Below are 15,537 nucleotides of genomic sequence, written 5' to 3' on the forward strand. Positions count from 1 at the left end.
ATTTCCGGCAAGAAAAGGCAACCGGAGAAACAGATTCCGCTGATTCTCCCCCGGCACGTCACAGCGCGGGGGCTTCCCTTCCCTCCCCGCCGGAGAGGCAAACCGCGCCGCCGGCGGTGACGAGGTAGTCGTCCTCGATCCTCATGCCGCCCCAGCCCTCGATATAGATGCCCGGCTCAACGGTGACCACGTCCCCTTCCTCCAGGACGTCCCTGGAGTGGGGAGAGAGCCGCGGCACTTCGTGAACCTCCATCCCGAGGCCGTGCCCGAGGCCGTGGGGGAAATGCTTTCCCCATCCCCGGCGGGTGATCACGTCCCTGGCGACGGCATCCACAGCCTTGCCTTCCACACCGGGGCGGAGGGCCTCCACGGCCCGCTGATGGGCTTCCAGGAGGGTGTCCTGGATATCCCTGCTCTGGGGGGAGAGAGGGCCGATGGTAAAGTTTCTGGTCAGGTCGGACATGTACCCCTCCACTGTGGCGCCGAAATCCACGGTGACGATGTCCCCCTTCCGGAAGGCCCGGTCGGTGGGTACGCCGTGGGGCAGGGCGCTCCGCTCGCCGGAGGCGACGATGAATTCGTTGTTCCTCCATCCCCCTTCGGCGCCGTTTTTCCTCAGGGTGTATTCAAGCAGGGCGTTGAACTCCTTCTCCGTCATGCCCTCCCGGACCTCAAGGTAGGCATGATAGGCCAGGGCGGCCGCCTTCCGGATGAGGGCCGCCTCGCCCTCTTCCTTCCTCCGCCGCAGGGAGGGTAGAAGCCCGGAGCAATCTTTCCAGACAGAGACCGATGGTTCGAGGGCGCTGAAAATGGAAACGGAGAGCCGCTCCGCCTCGAATCCGGCGGTTTCCCACCGTCCCTGCCGCAGAATGTCCGCCGTCTTTCCCTGGAGGGATCCGCCATCCACAATGACGATGTCGAAAGGCGACTCTGCCCGGGCCTGGAGAGCATAGCGACCGTCAGTAAGGAGATAGTTCCTGTCCTCCGACACGACGAGGGCGCCGCTGCTTCCCCGGAAGCCGCTCAGGTAGGTCATGGACTCGCTGTTGTACCGCTCCGCCACCACAAGGACGAAAACATCCGCTCCTTCCTGCCCGAGGCGTTCCCGGAGACGGGCAACCCGTCCGGAAATTCCTTCCCTGTTCATGGAGTCATTCTCCCTTCGACCGGCCGAGCAGGCCCCATAATTCCTCGGCGACGTTGTCGGGACAGTTTCCCCGGCCCCCGACGAACCGTCCTGCCGAAGCGGCGGGAATCCCCTTCTTCGCCAGCCTCGCCAAGGCTTCCTCCTCGTGTTCGGGAGCCACCACCGCCAGGAGGACTCCGGAGGAGATGAGATGGAAGGGATCGAATCCCAGGCCCTGACGCGCCCGTTCAGTAAGAGGTGAGAGGGGGATTTTCCCGTAGTCCAGCTCGACGCCGAGACTGCTGAGCCGCATGATCTCCGCTATGCCCCCCCCGATGCCCCCCTCGGTGGGGTCGTGAAGGAACCGGGCGATGTCCCGGAGGCACTTCGCTTCCTCAAGGACCGAGATGTCCTCCAGCCAGCCGGCGGCCTCCCGGACGCCATCGGGACCGATGACAGGTTCCAGGAGGTCGGGCCTGTCCGAGGCAAGGATGGCCATACCCTCGAGGCCGGCATGTTTCGTGAGAATCAGCCTGTCCCCGGGACGAATGTCCGTGGCCCGGTGGGCGTATTCCGTCGGGCCCATCATTGTTCCCACGAGAACGGGCTGGTCGTAGCGGTCCGTAAGTTCCGTATGGCCTCCCACCACTGCCGCCCCTATGGAGAGGCAGGCCTCGTGGATTTCCCTCATGAGGCCTTCCACCATGGGAATGCCCTGCCTGGAGGGGATGAGGAGGGTGACCACGAAAAATGAAGGGTCTCCTCCTTTGCAGGCGATGTCGTTGGCATTGATGTGGACGAGAAATTTCCCCGCTCCTGCGGACGCCCCGACTATGGGGTCGGAGGCCACTGCCACGTATTTTCCATCCGGCCACCGGATGAGCGCGGCATCTTCCCCTATGCCGGGACCGATAATCACCTCGGGCCGGGATGCCCCGCAGAACCGGAAAATGCTTCCTTCAAGCTGACCCGGGGGAAGTTTCCCCACCGGAGACTGATTCATGTGCTTCACCTCTTCGCAGGCTGAAAATGCAGCCGCAGTAGGACTGCCTGTAGAGACCGAGCTCCTTCGACATGGCGACGGAGCGGACAAAACCGTTGTTCTTCCGGAAGATCCTTGACAGCCACCGTAGGCCGAAAGCCCGAGCCGTTTCCTCCCCGATGGCGTTGATGAGCGCCCCGTCCTTGTGGGGACTGATGGTCAGGGTGGTGGAGAGCAAAGGGATACCCTCGCGGAGGGCCGCCCGTGCCGCCCCCTCGAGCCGAAGCCTGAAGCAGAGGGCGCACCGCCTGCCGCCCTCCGGCTCCCCCGCCAGGGGCGAGGCCGCCTCCATCCACGAAGGAGTGCAGGTATCCTCCACGATGACGGGAACTCTTCCCGCCGCGAGGAAGACGAGGGCCTCCCTTCGTTTTTCTTCCTCTTCCGCAGGGTGGATATTGGCGCCGTACCAGTAGAGAGTCACGGCATACCCCTCCGCCGAAAGATCGGCGAGGGGCACCGTGGCGTCAGGAGCACAGCATGCGTGGAGAAGAAGCCGTTGTCCCACGGGTCCGGCTATTTTCCCGAAAGGGACTCGAAGGCTTTCGCCAGGGAGACCTCGTCGAGGCCCATGGCTGCGATGACGTCGGGGGAGCTGCCGGACTCTCCGTAGGTGTGCACCCCCACGGCCCTGAAGGATGCGCTGAGCCCCAGCTCCGTCATCCGGGCGGCGAGGATGGACCCCATGCCGCTGTTCACCGAGTGGTCCTCGCAGGTGAGAATACGGCCCGTGGCCGCCGCTTCCTGCAGGGCCCCGTCGTCGGGGGCGAGAGGACTGGACACGCAGTACACAGACACCTCCATGCCGTGTTTCTCTCGGAGAATGTCCCGGGCTTTCACAGCCCGCTCCGTCATGGCGCCGAGGGCGAAGATGGCGCCGTCCTTCCCGGGGCGCACTTGTACCGCTTCCCCGTAGCGAAAACGGTAGTCGCCTCCGAAGAGAGGGTGTGCTTTTTCATCCGTCAGGACGTCGAGCTTGCTCCGGCCCATGGCGATGCAGACGCACCCCGCCTCGCCGAGGGCCCAGCGGGTGGCCCTGTCCGTCTGGTTGGGGTCTCCGGGCACCACGAGCTTCCAGCCGAAGGTGTTCCGGAGCAGCCCCACGTAGTCGATGGCCTGGTGGGTTTTGCCGTCCTCGCCCACGTCGAGGCCCACGTGGGTAAGCACCGTCTTGAGGTTGGCGGAATTGATGTCGTTCAGCCGCTGCTGGTTGTACACCTCGCACAGGCCGAAGACGCCGAAATCGGCCCACAGGGAGACCACGCCGGCAGTGGAAGCGGCCCCGGCGGCGGTAGCGGTGGAATGTTCCTGGATGCCCGCCTGGATGAACCAGTCGGGGCATTTTTTCGCGAAGTCCCCCGTCTTCACCGAGCCGGCAAGGTCGCAGTCGAAGACGAGAAGGGGCGTTCCGCCTTCCTTCCCGTAGTTTTTTTCGCCCACGTCGGCGAGGGCGGTACCGAAGGCGGAGCGGTTGTCCGTCTTCTTGTCCGCTCCGTAGGTGACGGGGTCTCCAAGATCGAGGTCCGCCTTCGCGGGCGCCACGTGTCTTCCTGCGGGGACCGGTGCCGACTCGCGAATTTTCCTTGCCTCGTCGAGAAGGGACGGGTCGCCGCCGAGCTCCTTCATGGCCTGGACGTACAGTTCCGTTCGGGGAGCCTTGCCGTGGAATTCAGGCGTGTTTTCCATGAAGGACACTCCCCTGCCCATGACGGTCCGGCACAGGATGACCGTGGGCCTGCCACAGGACACGCTCAGGCGGAGGGCGGTGTAGAGTTCCCGGAAGGAGTGGCCGTCGCATTCCATCACGTTCCATCCGTCGGCCTTCCAGAGGGCGGGGATGTCCGCGGGCATGACCGATTCGATGGTTCCCGAGATCTGGATGTTGTTCCAGTCCACCAGCGCGGTGATATTGGCGAGATTCTCCTTGACGGCGATCCGCCGGGCCTCGGCACTCTGGCCCTTGGTCTGCTCGCCGTCCCCCATGAGAACGTAAGTTCGCTTGCCGTTGTTCCTTGCTTTCTGGGCGAGGGCGAAGCCGACTCCTGCGGAAAGGCCTTGGCCGAGGTTGCCGCTTCCCCAGTCGATGCCCGGCACGTCCCGCTCCACGTGACCCTGGAATGGGGAACCACACTGGCGGAAATGGGCAACTGCGTCCATGGGCGGGAAGAATCCCCACTCCGCGAGGGCGGCGTAAGCTCCCGGCGAGGTGTGGCCGTGGCTGACGGAAACATAGTCCCGGTCAAGTCCCGAACAATTCTCCGGCGTCAGGTCCGCAACGCCGTAGACGGTCAGATACATTTCCGTGCTCGAAAGGGAACCGGCAGGGTGGCCGCTCTCCGCGAGGGTGACCATGGTGACTGCGTTTCGTCTGCAGCGTGCGGCGGCTTCCTCGAGGGCACGGACCATGGCATCATCGAGGGAGCCGACGGAAAAATTCTTTAGTGCGGGAAGGTTCATTTTCGTATCGCCTCCTTGAATTGTGACGATACCCATTATACCCAAGTCGGGGGAAAAAATCAGAAAAGGGCGGCCCCCTAAATCCGCAGGCTTTTCAGGCGGAGGGAGTGTCGTCGGGCATACGGTAAATTCGCCCTCCCCGGGGGCGAAGAGATCCCGCTCCGCGCTCTTTTTGCGGAGATATCCCCTGGAGGGGGGTGCATGAGGTGAGAGAAACAGGCACGGACGTCGGTTTTACAGGCAGGCAACCGGCGAACGAAGGCCTAAATCCGCAGGCAGCGGGGAGTGTCACCGGTGCTCGCTTGGGCCGCCGGTGAGGCTCCCCGCCGGGGTGGCTTCGGGCGGTCCTGCCGGACCGCCCGAAGGTGTCTTTCACATCGGCACGCAGCAGGAATTCCGCAGCCATCAGGAGATGTAGATTCTCGGAACCCTCCTGAGGAACATGACGGGCACTTCATAGTTGATGGTGTTTCTCGCGGCGGCGATTTCCTCGGGGGAAATATGTTCGCTTCCCTGCCGGCCGATAAGGACTACCTCGTCGCCTACCTTTACTTCCATTCCCGTGACGTTCACCATCATCTGGTCCATGCAGATGTTCCCCGCATGGGGGACCCGTTTTCCACCAATGAGGACGTCCACCTTCATGGAGAGGGCCCGAGAATATCCGTCGGCATACCCCACGGGAAGCACAGCCATGGTTTCCGTCCCCCGGGTCATGTACTTCAGGCCATAGCCCACGCCGCTTCCCCGGGGGAGTTCCTTCACGAGGGCCACTTCCGTTTTCACCTCGAAGGTGGGAAGGAGCTCCACGGACCGGACACATTCCGACGAGGGGTACATGCCGTAGAGGATAACTCCGGGACGGACGCCGTCGAGATACTTGTCCGGGCATGCGAGAATCCCGGCGCTGTTGCAGGCGTGGCGTAAGGGAACGGAAAGTCCCCTGGCTTCCGCGGCAGCCAGGGCCTCCTTCAGCCCCGAGAACTGGTACTCAGTGAAATCGAGGCGCCGCTCGTCCGCCGTGGCGAAGTGGGTGTACATCCCCTCCAGGAAGAGCCCAGGCAGGGTTCCCAGCTCGTCGAGAACGGCGGGGATCTCTTTCGGAGTAAACCCGATGCGGCTCATGCCGGTATCCACCTTCACGTGGACCGGCGTCTTTTTCCCCTGCCTGACCGCCTCGGCGCTGAGGGCGCGGGCGAAGGAAAGATCGGTGATCGTCGCCGTGACATCCTGCCTGACATATTCCGCCGCCGACCGGGCGGGAGCGGGCCCGAGGACGAGAAGGGGCGCGGTGACGCCTCCTTCCCGCAGCTCGAAGGCCTCGTCGGGAATGGCCACGGCAAACCGCCTGCACCCCGCTTCCGAAAGGGCTTTGCAGACCTGGTGAATACCGTGCCCGTAGGCATCGGCTTTAATGACTCCGAAAATTTCCGGTCCCGGCCCCACATGGCGCCGTACGGCCAGAAAATTGGCTTTCACGTTCGCAAGATTGACTTCCATTCGCGTGGCGCGGTGCATAAGGATCCCCCTTCCTTCCGGAAAAAAGGGGACGGGATCCCGTCCCCTTTTTCCGAAACTGCCGTCGTTTCGTTAGACCTTCAGGGTACCGTTCCGGCGCTTTTCGTCGAAGTCCTTCACAAGCTTCCTCATCTCGCCGGAGAGGATGAGGAGGGCCACAAGGTTCGGTACCGCCATGAGGCCGTTCAGGGTGTCGGCCATATCCCACAGGTTGTCGAGGAAGACTTTGGCATTGCCGAGGAACACGCCGCCTGCCGCGCCGAGAACGATGAGGACGACCCAGAGAACCTTCAGAACGGGGATGACCTTCGTTCCGAAGATGTAGGTGCCGCAGGTCTCGCTGTACCAGTACCAGCCGAGGATGGTGGAGAAAGCGAAGAGGCCCAGCCCCACGGAGAGAATCATGGTGCCCGTGCCGCCGAGGACGACTTCAAAGGCGGACAGGGAGAGCTTCGCGCCGGAGAGTTCGGGATTTCCCGTCAGCACTCCGCTGGTGAGGATTGCAAGAGCGGTAAGGGTGCAGATGATGATGGTGTCGGTGAAAACTTCAAAGAGACCGTACATGCCCTGGCGGACAGGATGATCCACCACTGCGGTGGCATGAACCATGGGAGCGGATCCGAGGCCGGCTTCGTTGGAAAAAACGCCCCTGGCGATGCCCCGGGTGATGGCCGCCCTGACCGCCCATCCCGCGATGGCTCCGGGCATGGCCATGGGATCGCTGAAGGCATACTTCACGGCGTTGCTGAAAGCCGGTACGATCTGGTCGCTGTGGGCGGCAACCACGATTATGGCGCCGACGATGTAAAAGATGGCCATGAAGGGAACGAGGTAGGTGGTGACGTCGGCGATACGCTTCAGGCCGCCCACGATGACAAGAGCGGTAAGCACGGCGATGGCGATTCCGGTGTAGATGTTGGGGATGCCGAAGCCGAGATTGAAGCCTTCAGCGGTGGAGTTGGCCTGGACAGCGCAGCCGATGCCGAAGGAGGCGAGGAACCCGAAGAGGGCGAAGAGCCAGGCGAGCCATTTCTGACCGGCGGCCTTGTCGAGGATGTACATGGTACCGCCCCGCCAGTTGCCCAGTTCGTCCTTTTCACGGAACCGGACCGCCAGGGTGACTTCCGCCATCTTTGTTGTCATGCCGAATACGGCGGAGACGAGCATCCAGAAAAGGGCCCCGGGGCCGCCGAGGTGAAGAGCCGTGGCGACACCCGCGATGTTGCCCGTTCCCACCGTGGAGGCGAGAGCGGTGGAGAGGGCTGCGAAGGAGGAGATGGCACCTTCGCCTTCCTTCTTCTTGCCGAGGTTGCCGAATACTTCCTTGAACATAAGACAAAAATAGCGAAGCTGGGGCACACCGAGAACGATGGTGAGGTAGACACCTGTGCCTACCAGGAGGGCCAGCATCCAGGGCCCCCATACGATACTGTTGATAACCCCGTTGATCCTCATTACTTCCTGCATAATTTGCGATTCCCCCTCTCATGTTATTCAGCGCGCAAATTTCTCCCCTCCGGGCTCTCCCGGAACGGGGGTGCCTCCAAAACAAAAAAAACGGCGGAATCCGGAACAAGCTGCAGATTGGAGTCTCTCTTTCCCCCCTTTAATGTTCGAATAGGTTCATTCTTTCAGAAAAATTATAGCATAGATCATTCCTCTGAAAAGAGAACAGGGAAGGCAGAATCAGCCTTCCCAACTAATGTCAAATATATCCGCCGGCTCTGAGAATGTCTTCAGCCCTGCCGAGATGTTTCCCGGGAACCTTGATTACGGGACCGGTGCATCCCATGGAAGATTCGGCATAAATCCCCTCTTTCCAGAGAACCTTGACGCCGTCTTCGATGGACAGGACGTCCACGCCGTGGATTTCCTCGTCGGTCGGTTCAGCTGGAGGAGCGGTCACCTGGTCCGCGGAGGAGGCTTTCCGGGCGAGCCCTTCGAGCACGGCGTCCAGGCCTGCCTTCCGGGCAGCGGCAAGCTCCGCCGCCACCTTTTCCGGCAAATTGCCCGCCGCGGCCCTGGCGGTATATTCCAGGGCGCCCGCGATGACCGGGGCTCCGGAAGCCCTCGAGATGATGGAGATAACTCTGTTCCACCCCTCTCCCGCCGAGGGACCGTAGCCCCACCCGAGGGATTCGTAGGATCCCCCAGTGGTGAAGGAGGAGAACATCTTCATCAGCACGTTCCCCGTGAGGGTGTCGGTGACGCAGATATCCACGGCTCCGGCAAGAATGTCGTTCCCCCTGAGGACAGCGCCTCCGTCTTTCCTTATGCTGGCGCCGAAAGAAATGGGGTATCCCTTCTCCTTCAGGGAATTGAGGGTTTTATAGGCAAGCTGGGCACCGTCCACGTTGAGGATTCCCACCGAAGGATTGTCCAGGCCGATGGCCTTTGCGGCCGCGATGCCGTACAGGGCGTTCCTGACCATTGCCTCCACCCTGCCCGCCGCGGAGGTACCGGTGGACGAGGCTAGGATCATGGGTCTGCCTCTGCCTGGAGTCAGAACCCTTCCGATGGTGGTGACACCAAGGGGGAAGGGATAATGGAGCGCCACGGCGCCGGCGATCCGCCCATCGGAAAGGGCTTCTTCCATGGCCTTCGCCACGTCCTCCTCGCAGTCCGGGGTCTCGATCCATGCCAGGTCCTCGAAGCCGGGGATCCTAGGACCGATCATGACCACCCCTATCCGGGCCGAATTTTCCTGGGCCAGCCTGGCGCCCCGGGCGAGTTCTTCCGCCCCGAGCTCGCTGCCCGCGGCCATGAGACCCACGGATATCCGGGGTCCTCCCGATCGGGCATCGGATACGATTTCCGCCAGGGCTTCGCCTATGAGCTTCCTGATATCAGACATGGTCTTTCCTCCCGTCTACAGCTTTCCTGACAGTTCCGAGAGAACCTCCAGGAGAAGGGCCTTGATGTCGTCTTTGGAAACAGCTGCTCCCGTTTCCGCTTTTCCGGAAGGAGGCTCAAGAAGGAAGGAGGCGCCGTCGGCAAGGTTCGTGAGCCTTGCGAGGAAGAGGCTTCCCTTCCCGATGATCATGGCCCGTTTCATGGTTCCCGCCTTCAGCGCCTCGCAGGCGTGCCCCACGAAGGGCACTCCCGAGGGGATGTGCCCCTGGGTGTGGGCGAAGCCGGTAACACCCCGCTCCTTGACGAAGGTCATCATGTCGGCCTTCTCGATGGCTTTCTTTGTAACGGCAAGAGCGGCGGTCATCTTGATGTTCGCCAGGGGGACATCCCCCGCGCCCGCAGGAAGGGTGATTTCGTTGATGTGGAGCTCGGCGGCGTACTTGTCAACGTCCATGAAGGAAAGCCCCGCCTTCTCCAGGGGATCGAGGATGAGAGCCGTGGTCACCGCCTGGGGGGACGATCCGGCGCCAACGGTGTGCTTGCCGAGGACGTCGAGCCTCATGACGGGGTACGTTCCGTCGTCGGGAACGAGGAGCACGGCAAAGTTCCCGAGGCAGTCCTCCAGGGCCGGCATCTTCTTCTTTACGTGGTCGCGGCCGTTCATGTAGAGTTTTGGTACGGCGCCGCCCGCGAGCACGACGCAGTTCTTCCGTGCGCCGGAGGCCACCTGGGCCGCACCGGCGATCATGGCGTTGACAGGACCGGCACAGAAGCTCCGGACGTCGCAGCCGCTGGCGTTGACGCACCCGGCGATCTCGGCGATGGCCTTTGCGAAGTTGCCTCCGGCTCGCTGATTCATGTCGCCTGCGCCTTCCTCGGAGCACTCGATGACGAAATCCACCTCTTCGGGGGCCATGCCCGTATTCTTCAGCAGGTGCAGGAGGGAGAGCACTCCCCCGGCCTTGCAGGCGATGTTCTCGAGCAGCACGTAGGCGAAGAGGCAGTCGTCCACCTCGTGGCCGTTTCTGGCGCAGCCCACGACCTTTCCGTTGAAGTACAGGGGAAGGGCTTTTTTGTGAGCGGTCTCGTGGGCAATCTCGTCGGCGGAATGGCCTGCCTCGAGGCGGGCGAGCAATTTGTCGTTCATCACCGGGCTTGCGGCGAGCTTTTCCCTGACCGAGGCGGCGAAGGAGGCATCCAGCCAGATGATGTCGAAGACGTCGCATATATCCATAAGGCCGAGGAACTCATCCTCGGGCATGATCTCACCATAGGTCCCGTAGCGGTTTGAACCGGCCATCCTGTTGACGTACCAGGGCTGCGGGGTGTTTTCCAGGGCCTCGAGGCCGATGCCGCCGATGTAGGCCTGGTTGGGGGCATAGTCCCGGGCTTCCTCGTATTTCTGCATGAAGGACGGCAATTCCCGAAGGAACTCGGTCTCACCCTTCGTCTCTCGTTCGATGAACGGCGTGTTTCCGTAATGGAATCCTGTTTCGGGAGCGTGGTTCAGGCAGTAGGCGTATCCTTTGATTCCTGCGGTGGCCATGGGGGTCCAACCTCCTTGTGCTTTTCTCTCTTGAGCTTCGGGGCCCGGAGATTCTCCGGGCCCGTGCATGAACATCCGTCAGTCGGCAAACACCGTCTGCTCGGAAATCTCCGTCTGAAGCGCCTTCAGGGATTTCTCCACCAGGCGGCGCCGGATTTCCTTCTCTTCCTCCATGGTCCTGGTGGGGTCGCCGAGAGGATGGGGGATGGCAATGGCGGGAACGATCCTGTTGGCTCCCACGGTGAGGGAGATGGGAACTATGGTGCACACGTGAACCACGGGCAGGCCTGCACGCTCGATTTCCTTGACCATCGTTGCGCCGCAACGAGTGCAGGTTCCTCAGGTGGATGTGAGGATGACGGCGGTCACTCCGTCGGCGATGAGCCTCCGGGCTATCTCGGCGCCGAACTTCTTGGCGCTCGCCACCGCCGTGCCGTTGCCCACGGTGGTGTAGAACTTGTTGTGGAGTTTCTTGAAAACGCCTTCCTTCTCCATGTCGCGAAGAACGTCCACGGGGAGGACCCTGTCGGCGTCCTGATCGGCGTAGGTGGCGTCGTAGCCGCCGTGGGCCGTGCAGTAGCGGTCGGCGGTGAGGTCCATAACGCCGGTGATGTCGTACTCGCCGAACTTGCTGGCGCTGGATGCCTCGATGTGGTCGGGGTTGCCCTTGGGGCAAATGCCGCCGGAGGTGACCAGGGCGATGACCGCGTTCTTCATGTCCTTGATCGCCGGATTGGGGGCCACCCTGTCGAATACGGGCATGGGATACTCGGTGACGAAGGGCTCTCCCTTCAGTTTGGCGGTGAACATGTCCACCGCCCGCTCGGCGGCGAGCTTGTCGTAGAACTTGTTCTTCCTGACGCCCCGTTCGATATAACCTTCCTCCGCGGGGGTGCCGAGCTTCTCGCCCTTCAGGAGCTTCAGGACGAGGGCCGCCATGGCGGGTATCGCTTTCCTCATGCCTGCGGCGCTGTCCGGAGTTTCCACGATGTAAAAGCTCTTTTTGTACATCTCCACGCCGGGATTCTCGGGATACATTCCGGAGACCGCAGGAATGCGGAGCTGCTTCACCGCTGCCTCGCACACGGCGCCGCAGGCGGTTCCGTAGCGGCCGGCGTTGAAGGCGGGCCCTGCCACCACGGCGTCGGGCTTGTACTTCTTCATCATGTCGATGATCTCGGCGCCTGCCTTCTCCATGTTGGAGGCGAAGTAGGAGTCGCCGCAGATCACGGTGGCCACTATTTCAGCATCGGCTCCGAGAGCCGCCTTCAGAGCCGTTCCGGGCCCGACTATTCCCTCGCGGATCTCGGGAGCGATGTCCGCTTTCTCTTCGCCTCCGATGCCGGCGTAGAACTGGTTTATATAATGAATGATCCGGTATGACACAATTACTCCCTCCCCTCTTATAGGGCGTACTTGCTGAACTGTGCCCGAATGCCGCTCACGGCTTCAGACAGTTTCTCGGGGTCGAGCACCATTTCCATCATGCTGATCTGCTCTTCCCAGGCGTTTGCATCGCATTCGTCCCGAATCTCCTGTTCAAAGACATGGTATACGGCGAGTCCAGACTGGACTCCGGCCAGGGGACCTGCAAAGGTGGGGTCTCCGTTGCTTACCGTTTCGGCGTAAATTTCCGCGCCTTCGGCATCGGAGGAACCCAGAATGACGACCACGTTTTCCGGGCCGTACTTCTCAGCGGCATCCTTGATGCGCTGCTGGTTCTGCAGATCCATGGCTCCTGCGGCGGTTCAGACGAAGCATTCGGTCACCGAGAAGACGATATCGGCGCCGCTGTCCTTCAGGCATGCTTCCATGGCGGGGCCGGGAACGCCGTCGCGCTCACCGAGCAGCAGAACTTTTTTACCTGCCAGTTTGGCCATGCTGTGACACCTCCTTGTCGTTGTGCGGTTCGTCGGATCAGATGGTGTAGGCTCCGAGTTTCGTGAAGCCGAGCTCGCTGGTGGCTCCGAGAATGGCCTGGAGCTCCACGGTGATGGTGCCGTCGGCGGCGAGGGATCCCTGCCAGCCTCCGGCAATGACGTTGGCTTCCTCGGGAACGCCGATGACCTTCTTCATGGGAGGAAGAACGATCACTTCATTGGCGTTTCCGGCGGTAACGCAGGCATCGCCCTCGGGGCAGGAGTCGGCGAGGGACTGGCTCGCACCGTCCTGGCCGGCGTATTCGTCGGTAAGAAGGGTGGTCTTGATTCCGGCCCGCTCGGCTTTCCAGCAGTTCATGATCAGGTCGGCGTCAGGGTTGCCGAAGCCTTCCTCGGAGATGAGGAGGCCGTCCACGCCGAGGGTCTTCGCCAGCTTGACGGAGTAGGAGGAGCTTCTCTTCTTGTCGGCGAGGGTCACGTTTTCGTTGGTGACGATGCAGCCGAGGAAGTTGAAGTCCTTGCCGTGGCGCCTGAACATGTGGTGGATCACCGGGTTGTTCTGGTGGGAGTAGGTGTTGTTCTTGTCGCAGGCTGACACGCAGTTGCCCGAGACGATGGCTCCGTCCATGACTTCCGTGGGGTTGAGGAAGGTGGGAAGGATTTTTTTCACGTCCACGCCGTAGAGGTAGGTGTCGTGAAGAAGCCCCTGGGACTGGAGCATGTAGAGATAGGCGACTTTCGGCAGTCCGGGGTGAGCCGCCATGGCGTCCCTGAGGCAGGGCGTCTCGTAGGTCTCAACCTCGTCGGCGGGCGTGCCGAGGCACTTCTCGGCAAGGTACGCCGCAGCCTTCAGCCCCGCCATTCTGCAGGCGGTCTCGTAATCGTGCTTGTCGATCCCCTCGACGTTTTCGAGGATAATCACCACGTTGCAGGTCCGGGAGTACGGCGTATAGTCGGCCCCTGGGCCGCTCATGTCGATGATGCCTTCCTGGAAGCGGACGATCTTTCCTGTGGTCACGACGGCGGCTCCGGAAAGGACGAGGGTCTTGCCCTCACCGACGGATTCCACGTCGGACACCATGCCCGGGAACACTCCGCCGGGGCCTTCCATCTTGAAGCGGGGCTCTACTACGTCCTTCACGGGAAGAATGCGGACGCTTTCGCCGGGTAGAGCAAGGTCCACATCCACCTTCGCAAGCCGTTCATCGCCGGCGAGAACGGAAAGGAGTTCCTCCCTGTTCACAGTCAGCACGCCGCCCCGGACGAAAGTCTTTTCTCCCCAGGCCAGCTTGTTGATCTTCACTTTGTGCAGCTCGAGTCTCATGGTTGTCTGTTTCCCCCCTTTTGGGCGTGAAAAACTACTTCAGAAGAGCCTCCACGTTTTCCCTGATCTTTTCCAGGGTCACATCTCCGCCGCTGATCCTGGCGACTTCCGCGCCGTCCTTCCAGAACAGGAACGTGGGAAGCCCCATGACCTTGTTCGCGATGGCAACTCTCCGGTTCCCGGAAACATCCACGGAACAGAACTTCACTTTGCCTTCGTACTCCTCCGCCATCTTGTGGACGTTTGGGAGCAGCGCCATGCAGGGACCGCACTTGGGGCCCCAGAAGTCAACGAGCACGGGAAGAGCGCTCTCCTTGACCTCGGCGTCAAAATTCTCCTTCGTCAATTCAACCATTATCCTTCACCTCCTTTCAATGACCGTTCTTCAAAGATTCTCCCGGCCACAGGCCGTACCGGGAAAGGCTTTCCTTCATGAGCTCGGCGTCTATATAGGCGAAATCGTCCCGGACGGCGCCGGGCATTCCCCTGTCGGTGAGAATCCGCTCCTTCTCGGCGGAATACACACCGAGGGCGTTTTCAACGTATTCCAGGGACTGGAGGTCGAGAGGCGGCCTTGATTCACCGGCGGGACGCTCCAGGAGGACGGAGCGGTACGGGTGCTGGTGGGGGCGGAGATTGCCGTAAAGGGGGTGGGACAGTAGAATCCAGCCCATGTGGACAAAATCTCTCGACCGCAGGAGAACAGCGAGAGAATCGCCCTCGACAAAATCGCAGGACGGGACGGTGTTCCGCAAAAGGGGATTGTTGGTGACAAGAAGCCTGCGACAGGACATTCAACTGCCTCCCTATGCCTATAGGTAAGACACTCTCTGTCGCATAGCCCCGGAGAGGAGGGGAAACCGCATCGGGGGAGCTATTCATTTCAGAGATCCGTCCGGCCGCAATCCTTTCGCCTGAGAGTTTCCGACCGCCCTGCCGGGCCGGCCTTGCCCCTTCGGCGCTTTCCTGTGTGCTGGAAAGTCTCTCTTGCGGCGTTCATCCGGAGATCACGTTTATTTTACACAATGAGAAAAAGGAGTCAAGCTTTTTGTGAACGAAACAACAAAATGAATTTCAGGGCCGGGCAGAGGAAGAAAAAAGGGCCCCTGAAGGGGCCCTCCAAAAAAAACGGCTTCCGTCACCACTTGAGGCCGGTGATGAAAATGTACAGAATCCCGAGAGGAGCGACGATCCGGCAGACCCAGATCCACAGCTCCATGAGCCCGAAGGAAACGGTTCCTTCGTTGGTGACTTCCTTCCGTGCGTCCGCCGTCCAGATCCAGCCCACGAAGAGAGCGATGAACGCGCCGCCGAGAGGCAGAAGAACGTTGTTTGAAATGAAGTCCATGGCGTCGAGGAAGTCTTTGCCTGCGATCTTCGGCGCTCCGGCCAGGGACATGGCGGAGGGTACGCCGAGGGCGAAGATGAGGAGTCCCATGATGACCGCCGCCTTGGGCCTGCCCCACCCCTTGTCGATGACGTACGACGCCACGACTTCGAGAAGTGAGATGGCCGACGTCAGTGCGGCGATGAAGAGAAGCAGGAAGAACAGGGCGGACCAGATCGACCCGCCGGCCATCTTCGCGAAGACCGAGGGAAGGGTGACGAACGTCAGTCCGGGGCCGGCTCCCGCGTCCACTCCGAAGGCGAAGACAGCCGGGAAGATGGCGAGTCCCGCAAGGATGGCCACCAAGGTATCGATGACGCAGACCTGGATCGCCGCTCCGGGAAGAGCGGTCTGTTTGTCCACGTAGCTGCCGTAGGTGATCATGCACCCCATTCCCAGGGAGAGGG

14 protein-coding genes and 1 riboswitch are annotated in these 15,537 nt (G+C 61.6%); all 14 genes read right to left on the reverse strand.

All coding sequences use genetic code 11. The features are described from left to right. Positions 1–58 precede the first annotated feature (58 nt). A complete protein-coding gene (locus tag JMJ95_RS11845) occupies positions 59–1,147 on the reverse strand; it encodes a Xaa-Pro peptidase family protein (RefSeq protein WP_290685566.1) in 1,089 nt (362 codons plus the stop codon). Between the two features lie 4 nt (positions 1,148–1,151). After that, positions 1,152–2,129: an AIR synthase related protein gene (locus JMJ95_RS11850; protein ID WP_290685570.1), complete on the reverse strand. Its 978-nt coding sequence runs from the start codon at positions 2,127–2,129 to the stop codon at positions 1,152–1,154. Next, on the reverse strand, positions 2,086–2,673 hold the full coding sequence (locus tag JMJ95_RS11855) for an epoxyqueuosine reductase QueH (RefSeq protein ID WP_290685573.1): 588 nt from the start codon (positions 2,671–2,673) through the stop codon (positions 2,086–2,088). The genes JMJ95_RS11850 and JMJ95_RS11855 overlap by 44 nt, the downstream gene beginning before the upstream one ends. 8 nt (positions 2,674–2,681) lie before the next feature. Continuing rightward, on the reverse strand, positions 2,682–4,622 hold the full coding sequence (locus JMJ95_RS11860; RefSeq protein ID WP_290685574.1) for a transketolase: 1,941 nt from the start codon (positions 4,620–4,622) through the stop codon (positions 2,682–2,684). 405 nt (positions 4,623–5,027) lie between these two features. Next, on the reverse strand, positions 5,028–6,140 hold the full coding sequence (gene alr / locus JMJ95_RS11865) for an alanine racemase (protein ID WP_290685576.1): 1,113 nt from the start codon (positions 6,138–6,140) through the stop codon (positions 5,028–5,030). Positions 6,141–6,212: 72 nt separating this feature from the next. Continuing rightward, the gene (locus tag JMJ95_RS11870; RefSeq protein WP_290685578.1) at positions 6,213–7,607 is read right to left on the reverse strand and encodes a sodium:alanine symporter family protein; all 1,395 of its coding nucleotides are present in this window, start codon (positions 7,605–7,607) and stop codon (positions 6,213–6,215) included. Between the two features lie 238 nt (positions 7,608–7,845). Further along, on the reverse strand, positions 7,846–8,994 hold the full coding sequence (gene grdD / locus JMJ95_RS11875) for a glycine/sarcosine/betaine reductase complex component C subunit alpha (RefSeq protein WP_290685580.1): 1,149 nt from the start codon (positions 8,992–8,994) through the stop codon (positions 7,846–7,848). Between the two features lie 15 nt (positions 8,995–9,009). Next, complete coding sequence (gene grdC / locus JMJ95_RS11880; protein WP_290685583.1) at positions 9,010–10,539, reverse strand: glycine/sarcosine/betaine reductase complex component C subunit beta; 1,530 nt, start codon at positions 10,537–10,539, stop codon at positions 9,010–9,012. Between the two features lie 78 nt (positions 10,540–10,617). Then, on the reverse strand, positions 10,618–11,928 hold the full coding sequence (gene grdB / locus JMJ95_RS11885) for a glycine reductase complex selenoprotein B (protein ID WP_290685597.1): 1,311 nt from the start codon (positions 11,926–11,928) through the stop codon (positions 10,618–10,620). A 14-nt stretch (positions 11,929–11,942) separates the two neighbouring features. Next, positions 11,943–12,419, reverse strand: coding sequence for a glycine/sarcosine/betaine reductase complex selenoprotein A (grdA, locus tag JMJ95_RS11890; protein WP_290685585.1), 477 nt, complete (start codon positions 12,417–12,419; stop codon positions 11,943–11,945). Between the two features lie 37 nt (positions 12,420–12,456). Beyond that, on the reverse strand, positions 12,457–13,743 hold the full coding sequence (locus JMJ95_RS11895) for a glycine/sarcosine/betaine reductase component B subunit (protein WP_290685587.1): 1,287 nt from the start codon (positions 13,741–13,743) through the stop codon (positions 12,457–12,459). Positions 13,744–13,777: 34 nt separating this feature from the next. Then, positions 13,778–14,098 carry a thioredoxin domain-containing protein gene (locus tag JMJ95_RS11900; protein WP_290685589.1) on the reverse strand — a complete coding sequence of 107 codons (321 nt, stop codon included), beginning with the start codon at positions 14,096–14,098 and terminating at the stop codon, positions 13,778–13,780. 16 nt (positions 14,099–14,114) lie between these two features. Next, on the reverse strand, positions 14,115–14,537 hold the full coding sequence (locus JMJ95_RS11905; RefSeq protein WP_290685592.1) for a GrdX family protein: 423 nt from the start codon (positions 14,535–14,537) through the stop codon (positions 14,115–14,117). 98 nt (positions 14,538–14,635) lie between these two features. After that, positions 14,636–14,743, reverse strand: a riboswitch (glycine riboswitch). 138 nt (positions 14,744–14,881) lie between these two features. Further along, on the reverse strand, positions 14,882–15,537 hold a 656-nt coding region (locus tag JMJ95_RS11910; protein WP_290685594.1), incomplete at its 5' end, for a sodium-dependent transporter.

The sequence above is a fragment of the Aminivibrio sp. genome, assembly GCF_016756745.1.
In the GTDB taxonomy this organism is placed as follows: Bacteria; Synergistota; Synergistia; order Synergistales; family Aminobacteriaceae; genus Aminivibrio.

Bases quoted from the DNA above. Each gene is read 5' to 3' on its own strand.
- JMJ95_RS11845 (WP_290685566.1), bottom strand. From the start codon at position 1,147: ATGAACAGGGAAGGAATTTCCGGACGGGTTGCCCGTCTCCGGGAACGC.
- JMJ95_RS11850 (WP_290685570.1), bottom strand. From the start codon at position 2,129: ATGAATCAGTCTCCGGTGGGGAAACTTCCCCCGGGTCAGCTTGAAGGA.
- JMJ95_RS11860 (WP_290685574.1), bottom strand. From the start codon at position 4,622: ATGAACCTTCCCGCACTAAAGAATTTTTCCGTCGGCTCCCTCGATGAT.
- alr (WP_290685576.1), bottom strand. From the start codon at position 6,140: ATGCACCGCGCCACGCGAATGGAAGTCAATCTTGCGAACGTGAAAGCC.
- JMJ95_RS11870 (WP_290685578.1), bottom strand. From the start codon at position 7,607: ATGCAGGAAGTAATGAGGATCAACGGGGTTATCAACAGTATCGTATGG.
- grdD (WP_290685580.1), bottom strand. From the start codon at position 8,994: ATGTCTGATATCAGGAAGCTCATAGGCGAAGCCCTGGCGGAAATCGTA.
- grdC (WP_290685583.1), bottom strand. From the start codon at position 10,539: ATGGCCACCGCAGGAATCAAAGGATACGCCTACTGCCTGAACCACGCT.
- JMJ95_RS11895 (WP_290685587.1), bottom strand. From the start codon at position 13,743: ATGAGACTCGAGCTGCACAAAGTGAAGATCAACAAGCTGGCCTGGGGA.
- JMJ95_RS11900 (WP_290685589.1), bottom strand. From the start codon at position 14,098: ATGGTTGAATTGACGAAGGAGAATTTTGACGCCGAGGTCAAGGAGAGC.
- JMJ95_RS11905 (WP_290685592.1), bottom strand. From the start codon at position 14,537: ATGTCCTGTCGCAGGCTTCTTGTCACCAACAATCCCCTTTTGCGGAAC.